Origin of the sequence: Frigidibacter sp. MR17.24, from assembly GCF_037095655.1 — a bacterium.
Classification (GTDB): Bacteria; Pseudomonadota; Alphaproteobacteria; order Rhodobacterales; family Rhodobacteraceae; genus Frigidibacter.
The window spans coordinates 564,447-577,031 of the sequence record NZ_JBAWKE010000002.1 but is presented as its reverse complement, the minus strand read 5'-3'; the positions used below and the strand labels follow the sequence as shown (position 1 = coordinate 577,031).

Here is a 12,585-nt window from a genome sequence, read left to right as displayed (position 1 = left end):
GTCCCGCGCCGCGCTCAGAACGGCAGCTTGATGTCGGCCGGCAGGCCGAGCGCCTCGGTCATCCGCGCCATCTCGGCCTTCGAGGTCTCGGCAGCCTTGGCCTGCGCGTCCTTGATCGCGGCCAGGATCAGGTCCTCGACGACCTCCTTGTCCTCGGGGCGGAAGATCGAGGGATCGATCTCGAGCCCGACAAGGTCGCCCTTGGCGGTGGCGGTGGCCTTGACCATGCCCGCACCCGAGACGCCGGTGACCTGCACGCGGGCAAGGTCCTCCTGCATCTGTCCCAGCTTTTCCTGCATCTCCTGCGCGGCCTTCATCATCTTGGCCATGTCGCCAAGACCGCCGAGCCCACCCAAGCCCTTCAGCATCTTCGTCTCCTTAGCTGTCCTCGAAAGGATCCCATTCGTCCTCGACCTCGGGCAAAGCCTCCGAGGCCGCGGCCCGCGTGCGCGCCGAGGCCGGCGTCACGCTGATCTTCGCCCCGGGGAAGGCGGCCAGAAGCGCCGCCACCACCGGGTTCTCGGCCGCCTCGGCCTGCGCCGCGGCCTCGGCCCTGGCGCGGGTCTCGGCGATGGTCTCGGCGCCGCCCGCACCCACGACCGAGACGCCCCAGCGCTGCCCGGTCCAGGTCTGCAGCCGCGCGGCCAGGGTCGCGGCCAGGTCGCGACGGGCGTCGGGCGCCTGTTCGAACTCGATCCGCCCGGGCGCGTAATGCACCAGCCGAACGCCGGTCTCGACGGCGACCAGCAGGGTCATGTCGCGGTGGTCCCGGATCAGTTCGACGACGTCGTCGAAGCGCGCGTACCGCGCAAGCCCAACCTCGGGCGCCCGGGCAAGCGCGGTGGCCGCGCCTTGACCGGACACGGCCGGGGCGGGACGGGGGCCGGGCGCGGCCTGCCAGCCACCCTGCGGCGCGGCCTGGGCCCGGGGCGCGCCATGCACCGCCCCGCCGCCACCCGTGCCGCCACCGATCCCGCCGCCCGCAGGTGCGCCGCCGGTCGCGGGCATCTCCTGCAGCCGGCGCAGGATCCGCTCGGGGTCGGGCATCTCGGCCACGTGCGTCAGCCGGATGATCGCCATCTCGGCCGCCATCATCGCGTTCGGCGCGATCGACACCTCTTCCAGCGCCTTCAGCAGCATCTGCCACATCCGGCTGAGCGAGGGCATCGCCAGCGCCGCCGCCAGCGCCTGGCCGCGCGCGCGCTCGTCGGGCGGCACGGTCGGGTCGTCGGCAGCATCGGGCGTGATCTTCACCACCGAGATCCAGTGCGTCACCTCGGCCAGGTCGCGCAGCACCGCCATCGGGTCGGCGCCATCCGCGTATTGCCCCGCGATCTCGGTCAGCGCGCCCGCCGCGTCGCCCTTCATGATCAGGTCGAACAGGTCGAGCACCCGGCCACGGTCCGCCAGCCCCAGCATCGCCCGCACCTGGTCGGCCGTCGTCTCGCCCGCGCCATGCGCGATCGCCTGGTCGGTCAGCGACATCGCATCGCGCACCGAGCCCTCGGCCGCGCGCGCGATCAGCGCCAGCGCGTCGGGCGCGATCGCCGCGCCCTCGCGGGTCGCGATCTTGCCGAGGTAGTCGATCATCACCTCGGGCTCGATGCGCTTGAGGTCGAAGCGCTGGCAGCGCGACAGCACCGTCACCGGCACCTTGCGGATCTCGGTGGTGGCGAAGATGAACTTCACGTGGGCGGGCGGCTCCTCCAGCGTCTTCAGCAGCGCGTTGAACGCGCTGGTCGACAGCATGTGGACCTCGTCGATGATGTAGACCTTGTAGCGCGCCGAGGCCGCCCGGTAGTGCACGCTCTCGATGATCTCGCGGATGTCGCCGACGCCGGTGCGGCTGGCGGCGTCCATCTCCAGCACGTCGACATGCCGGCCCTCGGCGATGGCGCGGCAGTGCTCGCACTCGAGGCAGGGGTCGGTGGTCGGCCCGCCGCTGCCGTCCGGGCCGATGCAGTTCAGCCCCTTGGCGATGATCCGCGCCGTCGTGGTCTTGCCGGTGCCGCGGATGCCGGTCATCACGAAGGCCTGCGCGATGCGGTCGGCGGCGAAGGCGTTGCGCAGCGTGCGCACCATCGCCTCCTGCCCGATCAGGTCGGCGAAGGTCGCGGGGCGGTACTTGCGCGCCAGCACCTGGTAGGGGGCGGAGGGGGTGGTCTCTGCCGCGTCGGACATTTGGGCCTCGGGGATCACGTGCCGGCCGATCGGCGGCCGGCTCAGGGGCTCAATCTAGGCGCTCGGGCCGGCGGCGTAAACCGGCCCCGCTCAGACAGTCGCCCGCACCGCCGCCGCCAGCACGAGGTAGCGCCCGCCCTTCGCGATCGTGACCAGCACGAGGAAGCGCCCCAGCGGCTCGCGCAGCACGCCCGCGACCACGGTCAGCGGGTCGCCCACCACCGGCAGCCAGCTGCCCAGAAGGCTCCAGGCGCCCCAGCGGCGGTACCAGCGCTCGGCCCGCGCCAGCCGCGCCCGCCGCTCGGGGCCGTGCCGCGCCGCCCCGGCGGCAAGGCCGCGCCCCAGCGCCCAGTTCGCGACCGCGCCCAGCACGTTGCCGCCTGTCGCCACCGCCAGCAGCAGCCAAGCCGGGTGCTCGCCGGCCAGAAGCAGCGCCACCAGCACCGCCTCGGACTGCGCGGGCAGGATCGTGGCCGCGATCGCGGCGGCGGCAAAAAGGCCCAGAAGCGCTAGCATGGGGGAGGGTCCTGCAGATGGCGGTGCGCCCGCTTGCACCGCCTCGGCGCCGCCAAGTCAAGCCGCGCCGGTCCGCGGTGCACCTGTGCGGCCCCCGCCGTCACTCCCCTCCAGTCATTGCCCCGCCGTCACTCCCGCGTCAGCGCCACCACCGGGTCGAGCCGCGCCGCGCGCCGCGCGGGCAGGTAGCCGAAGGTGATGCCGATGAGGGTCGAGGAGAGGAACGCCACCCCCGTCGCCATCGCCGAATAGCTCATGCGGATGTCGCTCTGCAGCCCTTCGACCAGCTGGCCGATCCCGAAGGCGAGCGCGATGCCCAGCGCGCCGCCCAGCAGGCAGACCATCACCGCCTCGGTCAGGAACTGCGCGACGATGTCGGCGCGCCGGGCGCCCACCGCGACCCGCACGCCGATCTCCTTGGTGCGCTCGGTGACCGAGACCAGCATGATGTTCATCACCCCGATCCCGCCGACGAACAGCGAGATGACGGCGATCGCCGAAACCAGCCAGGTCAGCGTCGCGGCGGTCGAGGTGATGGTCTCGCGGATCGTGTCCGAGTTCTGCAGGAAGAAGTCGCGGGTGCCGTGGCGGGCGAGGATCAGCGCGTCGATCTGGGCCTCGGCATCGGACATGGCAGTGTCGTCGGCCACCCGCACCGCGATCGAGCTCAGCGTGCTCGCGCCGGTGACGCGCAGCGCCGCGGTGGTCCAGGGCGTGAAGATCCGCGGGGTGTCGGGCCCGAAGCTCGCCCCCGTCGCCTCGACCGTGCCGATGATGCGCAGCGGCACCTTGCCGATCTTCACCGTCTGCCCGACCGGGTCCGAGCCGTCGGGGAAGAAGGTCTCGACCGACGATGCGTCCAGCACCGCCACCTGCTCGCGCCGGGTGACCGCGGCGGTGCCGAAGGTCGTGCCGCCGGTCACCCGGTAGGCGCCGACGTCGAAATAGGCCGGCCCCACGCCGCGCATCGACACCGAGGTCGAGACGCTGCCGCGCGCGGCGGTCTGCGACGACGAGATCTCGGGCGAGACCGAGGCCGAGAAGGCTTCGCGCGACAGCGCCTCGGCATCGGCGGCGGTCAGGGTCCGGATCGCCGACGAGCGCCGGTCGCCGAAGCCCGAGCCGGCGCGGATCGTGATCGTGTTGGTGCCGATCGAGGCGATGTTCTCCAGCACCCGCTCCTGGCTGCCCTGGCCGAGGGCGACGACCGAGACCACCGAGGCGATGCCGATGATGATCCCGAGCATGGTCAGGAAGCTGCGCAGCCGGTGCGCGTTCAGCGCCCGTGCCGCCATCGCCGCCGCCTCGCGCCACCGGCCGATGCCGGCGAAGGCGCCCTCGTCCCGCGGAACCGGGGCCGGGGCCGCGGCCGGGCCGGTGGCCGCCGCGATCTCCGCTGCAGGCGCCGCGGGGCGGGGGGCCTGGTCGCGGTCGCGCTTGCCTGGATCCCCCGCGTCGCCGCCGGGGGCCCCGCTGTCCGACAGGATCCGGCCGTCGCGGATCTCGACGATGCGGCCCGCCTGCGCCGCGACCTCGGGGTCGTGGGTGACGATGATGATCGTGTGGCCTTGGCCGTTCAGCTCGTGCAAAAGCGCCATCAGCTCGGCCCCCGAGCGGCTGTCGAGCGCCCCCGTCGGCTCGTCGGCCAGGATCACCTCGCCGCCGTTCATCAGCGCCCGCGCCACCGAGACCCGCTGCTGCTGGCCGCCCGACAGCTCGCCCGGGCGGTGATGCGCCCGCTCCGCCAGCCCCAGCCGCGCCAGCAGCTCGGCCGCCCGCGCCCGCCGCGCCGAGGGCGCCCGCCCGGCATAGACCGCCGGCACCTCGACATTGCCGGTCGCGTCGAGATCCGCGAGCAGCTGGTAGCGCTGGAAGATGAAGCCGAAATGCGCCCGCCGCAGCCGGGCCCGCGCCCGCTCGTCCATCGCCGAGACATCCTGGCCCGCATAGTGGTAGCTGCCCGTGCTCGGCCGGTCGAGGCAGCCGATCAGGTTCATCAGCGTCGACTTGCCCGAGCCCGAGGTGCCGACGATCGCCACCATCTCGCCCGCGCGGATGTCGAGGTCGATGCCGTGCAACACCGTCACCTGCTGCTCGCCCGCGGCATAACTGCGCGTCAGCCCGCGCAGCCGGATCAGCGCGTCACCCGCCCTCTGCGACCCGGCCATGTCAGAACCCCATCGGGCCGCGCATGCGCCGCCCGCCATCGCTGCCGCCGCTGCTGCTGCGGGTGGTCGCGGTGGTGACGACATGTTCGCCCGCCTCCAGCCCCGACAGGATCTGCGCCGAGACCCCGGTGTCCAGCCCGACCTCGACGCGGCGGGTCTCGGGCCGCGCGTCGGCGGCGTTCCAGACCTGCACCGTGCGGCTGCCGTCGGCCGCCACCGGCCCCAGCGCCGCCGAGGGGATGCTCAGCGCGCCCTCGGCCGAGGCGAGGCGGATCGTCACCTCGGCGGTCATGCCGATGCGCAGCACGCCCTCGGGATTGTCGACGTCGAGCAGGGCGTTGTAGTAGATCGCCGTCCCGGTCTCGATCGTGTCGGCATCGGCGATCGCGGCCGGCGCGGGCTCGATCGCGCGCAGCGTCGCGTCGAAGCGCAGGTCGGGCGCGCCCGACAGGGTGAAGCTGGCCGGCAGGCCGGGCCTGACGTTGACGATGTCGGCCTCCGAGATCTCGGCCTTCACCACCATCCGGTCGAGCGCGGCCAGCTTCACGATCGTCGGCGACGAGGTGTTGGCATTGACCGTCGCGCCCTCCTTGTTGACCACCGCGACAACGGTGCCGGTGATCGGCGCGGTGATCCGGGTGCGGTCGAGTTCGGTCTGCGCGGTCGCGACCGCGATCTCGGCCTGCGCGTGGCTTGCGTCCAGCGCGGCGAGATCGGCCTGCGCCACGGCCAGCGCCGCCTGCGCCGCCTGCAGGTCCTCGGCCGAGGTCAGGTTCTTGGCATTGAGCGTCGTGCGGCGGGTGACCAGCAGGTCCTGCTCGCGGATGGTGGCCTTCTGCGCCGCCATCTGCGCCTCGATCTGCGAGAGGTTGGCGCGGGCCTGCGCCACGGCGTTCTCCTGGTCGGCCGAGTCGATCTGCGCGATCAGCTCGCCCTCCGACACCTTGTCGCCCAGGGCCACGGCCAGCGTCTCGATCTGGCCCGAGACCCGCGCGCCGACCGAGACCAGCTGCGCGGCCTCGATCGCGCCGGTGGCGAGCACGGTCTGCGACAGGTCCGCGCGCGTCACCTCGGCGGTGGCGGGCGGCGTCGGTTCGGCCTGGCGGCCGATCATCGCCCAGGCGAGACCGCCCAGGCACAGCAGGGCCACGGCGGCGAGAAGGGCAAGGCGGGCATTGCGGCGCATCGTCGGTCCTCGTGTCGGGGTGGCGCGGGCGGCGATGGTTGCCCCCGGCGATCCTGGACTTCTACGGGCGAGCCGCCGCGATCCGTCGTCGCAAAAGCGCCCGCACTCGGTTCGGCCCCGCAAGACATGGTGTGCGCATGTGCACATTTTCGGGGTCAATGGCTTGGTGATGTGCGAAGATGGCGCGTCAACATCCTGATTTCCCTGCATCTTCAGGGCCGGATCCCGTCCGGCCCGGCGCGCCGATCCGCGCCGATCCACGACGACCGCGCGCGGGCGCCGGCGGACCGGCGGCTTGCACGGCGCGCAACCGTGCCTACCTCGGTCCTGTCCGCAAGCGGATGCCATGGCGGGGTCGGACGATCCCGCGCGGCGACACCGAACACTCCCTTCCATCCTTCCCCGTGCGGGACGGTGGCGCAGGTCCCCCGGGGGGCGGCGAAGGGACGCTTCGGCCCGTCGCAAGGCGGATGCGGCGGTGGTCGCGGGCGGCGTTGGTACAGGCGCAGCCGGCGGCAATCGACACGAGATCGACGGGCCCGCGATGGCCCGGAGCGAAAGGATCAGACCATGAAACTCGACATTCTCATTCTCTCGGGCGCCCTTGTTGCCGCGACCGGCGGTGCCGCCTTCGCGAATGGCGGCGAGGATGCGAACGACTGGGGCCCGTCCAAGCCCCGCATGTTCCGCGACACCGACGGCACCAGCCTGTCGCAGCCCGCGACCCGCAACGCGACCGATGCGCAGGTGCTGCGCGTCGTGGACAAGGACGGCAATGTCATCGGCTATGTCGAGCAGCCGAAGAAGTGAGCCCGGCGGCTTGGACACCCGCGCCGCGAGCTGTGCGGTCGGCGCGGGATCGCCGCCTGGCCTGAAGACCACGGGCCCGTCTCTGACCAGAGGCGGGCCCGTTGCGTGTCCAGGGGCGCGTGTCCGGGGTCGCCTGTCCGGGGGGCGCGTGTCCGGGTCGGTCAGCCGCCGGTCTTGCCCAGAAGCGACGGATCGGGCGTGCGCAGTTTGAGCCGGCCGGGCGCGGTCTGCTGCTGGCGCCGGATCAGCTGCTGCTGGCGCTGCAGGTGCTGCTGGTTCTTCTGCTGCATGGTCTGGTTGCGGTCGTCGCGCTGCTGCTGGCGCAGCAGCAGGCGCTGCTGCTGCTGAAGCTGCTGCTGCTGCGCGCGCAGCTCGTCTGACTGCGCCAGCGCGGCCGTGGCGCCGGTCATGCCGGTCGCCCCCAGCACCAGCGCGAACAGCACGCGGCGGGCGATCGGCAGGGCGGATCTGGGCAGGGGCATCGGAACCTCTCGCGGAAACGGACGGGACGGGGCCCTTTCGGGCTCTCATCCCTCAAGTAGGGAACCCGCGACGCCGCCGGAAGGTCCCGCGATCGGAAACCTGTCGATTTCCCGCCGGGCGCCCCGCTTCACCCGGCGGCCGCGCGGATGCGCGCGAGCCAGCCCTGCGCCGCCGCGTGATCGGGGCGGATCCGCAGGATCGCCTCGCAGTGCCGCGCCGCCTCGTCGGGGGCGCCCAGCTTCATCGCGTGGGTGACCATGTACATGTGATAGTGGACCGGTTCGGCCTGCTCGGCGCGCGCGGCGATCCGCCGCGCAAGCTCGGGCCGGCCCAGCCGCATCGCGCTGCGGGCGAGGTTCAGGTAATAGCGGTGATCCTCGCGCCGGCGGCGGGCGATCCGGCGCTGGATCGCGGCGATGTCGCCATCGATGAGCGATTCGAAGATCGCGAGCGCGTTGGCCGACCCGCGGATGCAGGTCGGCGTGCCGTGGGCCACATGCGGGGCCCGCAGCAGGTGGACCGGCCCCAGCGCGCGCAGCGCCTCGGCATTGTGACGGTCGGGCGCGAACCAGGGGTCGTAGAGGATGGCCGACGTCTCGGGCAGATGCGCGGCGGTGATCGCCATGCCCGCGTGCAGGGCCGGGTCGAAGTGGCGGTGATAGCGGCGGTCCGCCGGGCCGGTGTCGTCGGGGTCGATGCTGATCTGGGGATTGCAGGCCAGCGCGTGGCTGGCACCGAGGATCCGGCCCCAGCGCAGCGCGCCGTAGCCGCCCATCGAGGCGCCGTAGGCGATGCGGTGCGTCGACAGGCCCAGCCGCTCGCGGCAGAGCTGCGCCGCGGCGGCCATCTCCGCGGCCGGGTACCAGCAGGGGTGGCGCGGGACCACCGCCACGAGGTTCAGCCCCAGCCGGTCGCAAAGCGTGCGCGCGAAGGCCCGCCGCCCGTTGGCGCGGGCGTGCATGATCTCGAAGCTCAGCAGCCCGATCCGCGAGGGGCGCGCGAAGTGCAGCACCTGCAGGTGCCGGCCGTCGAACAGGATTTCGGGCGGGGGGGCGGTTGTCATCGCGGGGGCCATGCGCGGCTCAGCCCGGCTCGGTCGGGGCGGGGGCGGGGGAAAGGGGCGCGGGGTGGCACAGCCAGTCCTCGACAAGGCCGAGCTTCTGGCGGCGCAGGATCTCGGCCTGGGTCCTGTGGCGCAGGAACGGCAGCACCAGCACCGGCGGCACGTCATGCTCGAGCGCATAGGCCAGCTCGCGCGCGATGCGCGGGCGCGACTTGCTCGAGACCGCGTCGGCGGCCCGCTCCGCGGCGGGGGCGTCGGGGTCGCCGTCCTCGTCGTCGCGGAAGACATGGTGCAGCGCATCGACGAAGACCGAGGCGGCATCGGATTTCGGCCGCCGCCCGCGCCGGCCGGCGCGGCGCATGTGGCTGCGCGCGGCCTCGATCCGGCCCTCGGCCCGCAGGCAGTACATCATCAGGTAGACCCGTTCGCGCAGCTGGTCGTTGGCCAGCGCGTCGCCTTCGGCCGTGCCGGCCTCCTGCTGCCACAGCGCGCGGATCGCGGCGCAAAGGCCGTCGATCCGGTCCTCGAGCGGCCCGGTCGCCGCCGCCCCGAGATGGGGCGCGGCCCAGTCCGGAAGGCGGAAGGCGAAGGTCGTGCGCATCACCGGCACCGCTCCGGCCCGTGGCGCCACGCGCGGCGCCGGGCCGGGGTCGACGGGCGGCGCCGCTGCCGCCATGGTCACGCCGTGGCGGCTTCGGCCTGCTCGGCCTCGGCCGCGCGCAGGGCGTCCTGCTCGAGCCGCTTGTTCACGAAGTCGGCGATCTTGAAGTAACCGGTCCGCGTGTAGTGGTCGCTGTCCGAGAATTCGGCCGGGTCGAGCAGCGTGTCGATGTCGATGAAGGTCGCGTTCGGCGTCGCGTCGCAGAAGGCACGGCACATCGCGTTGTAGCCGTGCCGGATCTCGGGCGTGCGCTTGGCCTGCTCGCCATGCTCGGCCACGGCCGACAGGATGAACATCGGCGTTTCGGGCTTGCGCAGCCCGTGCACGCGTTCCAGCGCCTGCCGGGTCAGCGCCAGCCGTTCCTCCAGCGTCAGGCGCCGGTGGTACATCTCCTTGGCGAACCGCGAGGCGGTGTCGGGATCGCGCATCAGCTTCTTGAACCGGCGCGGCGGGATCGTCGCCCAGAACTCGCCGCCCCAGCTTTCGCCGCCATAGGTGAAGAACAGGTCGGACGGGACCGAGAAATACAGCGACAGCAGGATCAGGTCGGTCTCGGCGATCGAGCGGTCGAAGGCCAGCATGTCGTCCAGCGACTGGCCGACGAAATAACGCAGCGGGTGCGAATGCTTCAGGCTCTTGTGGCGCGGGTTCAGGATGAAGCCGACATCGTCATAGCGCACCAGCATGCCGCGGTCGTCCTGCTTGTTGACGAACTCGTCGCGGTTGGTGCCGCAGTAGAACGACACCTGCAGCAGGTCGCAGCCCCCCACGAGGCTCAGCCGGCGGTCCGCGGCGGGCGAGACCTCGGCGTCGAAATCGGCGACCTCTGTGATCCAGTCGATCTCGCCCATCTGGTCGAGCTCGCTCGCGACCGGGCCGACGACCTTGAACTCGGGCCGGTGCAGATAATTCCAGACCCACTGCTCGACGCCCATGTTCAGCGTGCGGCAGGAGAAGGCGAAATGGTGCACCGTGGTGCCCGAGAACTTGGTGCGCACGCAGAAGAAGCCGACGACGCCATAGTCGCCGTAGCGGTCGCGCACCTCGATCAGGCCCGCGTGCATCCCCGAGACCTGCAAGAGGTCGTCGAGCGCCGCGCGCTCCTTGTCGGTGTTGGCGCGGACCTTGGTGAAGTTCAGCTGGTTGGTGCGGTTGAGGATCTCCAGCACCCGGTCCATGTGGTTCTCGACATCGGTGATGATGCGCACCTTGATGTCGGACTGGCGCAGGAACTCGACGTTGGACAGGCCCGAATTCTCGCGTTCGTCCTTCTTCTGCTCCATCACCTTGTACTGCGCGAGCCGGCTGTGCTTGCGGTCGTCCTTGCCCTTCAGCTGCGGCAGGTCCAGCAGCCCGTCGAGCGGTCCCTTCGACGCGTCGACCACCATCAGCTGCTTGCTGAAGAACACCGCCTCTTCGAGGTTCAGGTGGTTGTCGTCGAGGAACAGCACGTTCTCGTCGCGCAGGCCCATCTCGTCGATCATCTGCGCGATGGCCTGTCCCTTGGGCGACCAGGCGATGTGCGGGAAGACGAACAGATCCCAGATCCCGAGCTTTTCCAGCGCCTCGCGCGCCTGGCCGAAATCGTTCTTCGAGCAGATCGAGCACATGATGCCGCGGTCCACCAGCGTGCGCACCATCGCGAGGTTCGCCTCGATCGGGCGGATGCCCTCTTCCGAGAGTGTGCCGCCCCAGAGCGTCTCGTCCAGGTCCCAGATCACCAGCTTGACTTGCGCCTTCACGGCGTCGAACAGATTCCCGGACATGCGACTCCCGTCAGGTTGGGCATTTGGCTCACGCTAGCGAGTTATATTGGCGGCTTTGACGATGCGTCAAGCGCCACGCCGGTCGGCGCAACAGCCTCGCGGGCCTCGTGCACTTCGTTTCCGGGCATGCCCGTCGAAGATGTCGAGAGTGAGGCACGGGAATGAACCGCAGGTGACCCCGGCCCGGGCGGGCGCGTCACGACTGGCGGGGAGGGGGGTGAGAGGCTGGACAACGACCCAAGCGGGGCTCGTTACGGCTGCTTCCTTCCGGACCTGACCGGGTTGGCGAGGCGCTCGCCCGCGCCAACCTCTCGGGGGCGGATATAGGGGGACGCGGGCGCCCGCGCAAGGTGGTTGTGCAGCCGGGCACCTTGCCCGCCGCAGGATCGCGGACCAAGTCATGGCACAGACACCGCAATTTCCGGAGGCCATCATGTCCGCACCCGTCGTCGCCGTCCTCGTGGGCTCGCTGCGCGCGAAATCGATCAACCGCCGCCTGGCCGAGAACATCGCCCGCATCGCCGGCGACCGGCTGCAGCTGAAGATCCTCGAGATCGGCGACCTGCCGCTTTACAACGACGACCTCTGGGCCGACCCGCCGGCGTCGGTGCTGCGCTTCAAGCAGGAGATCGCGGCGGCGGATGCGGTGATGGCGATCACGCCCGAATACAACCGCTCGTTCTCGGCGCCGTTGAAGAACGCGATCGACTGGGGCTCGAAGCCGATGGGCAAGAACGTGTTCTCGGGCAAGCCGGCGGTCGCGACGGGGGCCACGCCCGGGGCGCTGGGGGCGCTGGCGGGCGTGATGGCGACCGCGCAGCTGCTTGGCGTCGTCGGTTGCGCGGTGATGACCACGCCGGGCGTCTACTTCTCGGCCAAGCCCGAGCACCACGACGAGAACGGCGTCCTGACCGAAGAGGGCACGATCAGCTTCCTGTCGGGATGGATCGACAGCTTCGCCACCTGGATCAAGAAGGTCGGCTGATCCGTCAGCCTTCCAGGCAGGGGGGCGCGCCGCCCCAGGCGGCGATCTCCTCGGCCACCAGCTCCTGCAGGTGCCACAGGCCGCGGTCGCGGATGCCCTCGGCATCCAGCGCCCGCACCGTCTCGTGCAGGTATTCGGCGCCCGAGCCGCCGTGGCCGCAGGCATGCGCCAGCCGCCAGGCCTGCTCCTCGGCCGGCAGCTCGATCACGATCGGGCCGTCGGGGTTGGCCCAGAAGGTCAGCGCATCGACCCGCTCGCCGGTGTCCAGCCGCACCTTCACCCAGCGCGCCATGCCGGCATGTTCCTTCGCGATCAGCTCGCGGCGCAGAAGCTTGTCCAGCGCCGCGCGCGCGGGCTCGGCCGCGTCGATCACCAGCCCGGTGGTCGATCCGCCCGACTGCAGCGCAAGCATCAGCCCCGGCACCGCTTCGGTCCCGCGCCACTGGGTCAGGTGCAGGCAGAAGCTGCGGTGCCAGCCATGCGCGGTGCCGCGCGCGCGCGCCCCGGTCTCGAACCCGGGTTTCCAGATCAGCGAGCCGTAGGCAAAGACCCGCAGCGGCCCCGCGCGCCCGTCCAGAAGCCGGTCGGCGAGCGCCTCGTAATCGGCGTCCTCCATCCGCTCCCAGTCGGCGGGCATGCCCGGGTCGGGCAGCGCGCGCAGCGTCAGCCCGACCTGCGCCTGCGTCAGGGCCATCGCCCGGTGACGGGGCGCGGGCCCCTTGGGAAAGGGGCGTGCGGGACGAAGGGGGGGCAGGCTGTCGGGCAT

Annotated in this window: 12 protein-coding genes and 1 other RNA gene; 2 read left to right on the top strand and 11 right to left on the bottom strand. The window is 71.7% G+C overall.

The window, feature by feature from the left end:
• Window positions 1-14: 14 nt before the first annotated feature.
• From V8J39_RS10055 to V8J39_RS10035, 5 genes are all read right to left on the bottom strand, one after another.
• The gene (locus V8J39_RS10055) at window positions 15-368 is read right to left on the bottom strand and encodes a YbaB/EbfC family nucleoid-associated protein (RefSeq protein WP_336460746.1); all 354 of its coding nucleotides are present in this window, start codon (window positions 366-368) and stop codon (window positions 15-17) included.
• 10 nt (window positions 369-378) lie between these two features.
• Window positions 379-2,181, bottom strand: a complete 1,803-nt coding sequence (locus V8J39_RS10050) for a DNA polymerase III subunit gamma/tau (protein WP_336460745.1) — start codon at window positions 2,179-2,181, stop codon at window positions 379-381.
• A gap of 90 nt (window positions 2,182-2,271) precedes the next feature.
• The gene (locus V8J39_RS10045) at window positions 2,272-2,697 is read right to left on the bottom strand and encodes a YqaA family protein (RefSeq protein ID WP_336460744.1); all 426 of its coding nucleotides are present in this window, start codon (window positions 2,695-2,697) and stop codon (window positions 2,272-2,274) included.
• Between the two features lie 128 nt (window positions 2,698-2,825).
• Window positions 2,826-4,865, bottom strand: a complete 2,040-nt coding sequence (locus V8J39_RS10040; protein ID WP_336460743.1) for a MacB family efflux pump subunit — start codon at window positions 4,863-4,865, stop codon at window positions 2,826-2,828.
• Window position 4,866: 1 nt separating this feature from the next.
• A complete protein-coding gene (locus V8J39_RS10035) occupies window positions 4,867-6,051 on the bottom strand; it encodes an efflux RND transporter periplasmic adaptor subunit (protein ID WP_336460742.1) in 1,185 nt (394 codons plus the stop codon).
• Between the two features lie 570 nt (window positions 6,052-6,621).
• Here V8J39_RS10035 and V8J39_RS10030 point away from each other — a divergent pair.
• The gene (locus V8J39_RS10030; RefSeq protein ID WP_336460741.1) at window positions 6,622-6,861 is read left to right on the top strand and encodes a hypothetical protein; all 240 of its coding nucleotides are present in this window, start codon (window positions 6,622-6,624) and stop codon (window positions 6,859-6,861) included.
• Between the two features lie 161 nt (window positions 6,862-7,022).
• On the opposite strand, the gene V8J39_RS10025 is transcribed toward V8J39_RS10030, so the two are convergent.
• From V8J39_RS10025 to ffs, 5 genes are all read right to left on the bottom strand, one after another.
• On the bottom strand, window positions 7,023-7,343 hold the full coding sequence (locus V8J39_RS10025) for a hypothetical protein (RefSeq protein WP_336460740.1): 321 nt from the start codon (window positions 7,341-7,343) through the stop codon (window positions 7,023-7,025).
• Window positions 7,344-7,471: 128 nt separating this feature from the next.
• On the bottom strand, window positions 7,472-8,407 hold the full coding sequence (locus V8J39_RS10020) for a tetratricopeptide repeat protein (protein WP_336460739.1): 936 nt from the start codon (window positions 8,405-8,407) through the stop codon (window positions 7,472-7,474).
• A gap of 19 nt (window positions 8,408-8,426) precedes the next feature.
• Window positions 8,427-9,008, bottom strand: a complete 582-nt coding sequence (locus V8J39_RS10015) for a hypothetical protein (protein ID WP_336460738.1) — start codon at window positions 9,006-9,008, stop codon at window positions 8,427-8,429.
• Window positions 9,009-9,085: 77 nt separating this feature from the next.
• Window positions 9,086-10,834 (bottom strand): hypothetical protein, encoded by a 1,749-nt coding sequence (locus V8J39_RS10010; RefSeq protein WP_336460737.1) that lies wholly within the window; start codon window positions 10,832-10,834, stop codon window positions 9,086-9,088.
• 216 nt (window positions 10,835-11,050) lie between these two features.
• Window positions 11,051-11,147, bottom strand: an RNA gene (gene ffs, locus V8J39_RS10005) — signal recognition particle sRNA small type.
• 120 nt (window positions 11,148-11,267) lie between these two features.
• On the opposite strand from ffs, the gene V8J39_RS10000 reads away from it, so the two are divergent.
• Window positions 11,268-11,819: an NADPH-dependent FMN reductase gene (locus V8J39_RS10000; RefSeq protein ID WP_336460736.1), complete on the top strand. Its 552-nt coding sequence runs from the start codon at window positions 11,268-11,270 to the stop codon at window positions 11,817-11,819.
• Between the two features lie 4 nt (window positions 11,820-11,823).
• Here V8J39_RS10000 and V8J39_RS09995 read toward each other — a convergent pair whose 3' ends face one another.
• Window positions 11,824-12,513: a gamma-glutamylcyclotransferase gene (locus tag V8J39_RS09995; protein ID WP_336460735.1), complete on the bottom strand. Its 690-nt coding sequence runs from the start codon at window positions 12,511-12,513 to the stop codon at window positions 11,824-11,826.
• Window positions 12,514-12,585: the final 72 nt, after the last annotated feature.

Excerpts from the sequence above, each read along its gene's own strand:
- V8J39_RS10020 (WP_336460739.1), bottom strand. The coding sequence starts at position 8,407 with ATGACAACCGCCCCCCCGCCCGAAATCCTGTTCGACGGCCGGCACCTG.
- V8J39_RS10000 (WP_336460736.1), top strand. The coding sequence starts at position 11,268 with ATGTCCGCACCCGTCGTCGCCGTCCTCGTGGGCTCGCTGCGCGCGAAA.
- V8J39_RS10040 (WP_336460743.1), bottom strand. The coding sequence starts at position 4,865 with ATGGCCGGGTCGCAGAGGGCGGGTGACGCGCTGATCCGGCTGCGCGGG.
- V8J39_RS10035 (WP_336460742.1), bottom strand. The coding sequence starts at position 6,051 with ATGCGCCGCAATGCCCGCCTTGCCCTTCTCGCCGCCGTGGCCCTGCTG.
- V8J39_RS10050 (WP_336460745.1), bottom strand. The coding sequence starts at position 2,181 with ATGTCCGACGCGGCAGAGACCACCCCCTCCGCCCCCTACCAGGTGCTG.
- V8J39_RS10055 (WP_336460746.1), bottom strand. The coding sequence starts at position 368 with ATGCTGAAGGGCTTGGGTGGGCTCGGCGGTCTTGGCGACATGGCCAAG.
- V8J39_RS10015 (WP_336460738.1), bottom strand. The coding sequence starts at position 9,008 with ATGCGCACGACCTTCGCCTTCCGCCTTCCGGACTGGGCCGCGCCCCAT.
- V8J39_RS10025 (WP_336460740.1), bottom strand. The coding sequence starts at position 7,343 with ATGCCCCTGCCCAGATCCGCCCTGCCGATCGCCCGCCGCGTGCTGTTC.
- V8J39_RS10045 (WP_336460744.1), bottom strand. The coding sequence starts at position 2,697 with ATGCTAGCGCTTCTGGGCCTTTTTGCCGCCGCCGCGATCGCGGCCACG.
- V8J39_RS10010 (WP_336460737.1), bottom strand. The coding sequence starts at position 10,834 with ATGTCCGGGAATCTGTTCGACGCCGTGAAGGCGCAAGTCAAGCTGGTG.
- V8J39_RS10030 (WP_336460741.1), top strand. The coding sequence starts at position 6,622 with ATGAAACTCGACATTCTCATTCTCTCGGGCGCCCTTGTTGCCGCGACC.
- V8J39_RS09995 (WP_336460735.1), bottom strand. The coding sequence starts at position 12,513 with ATGGCCCTGACGCAGGCGCAGGTCGGGCTGACGCTGCGCGCGCTGCCC.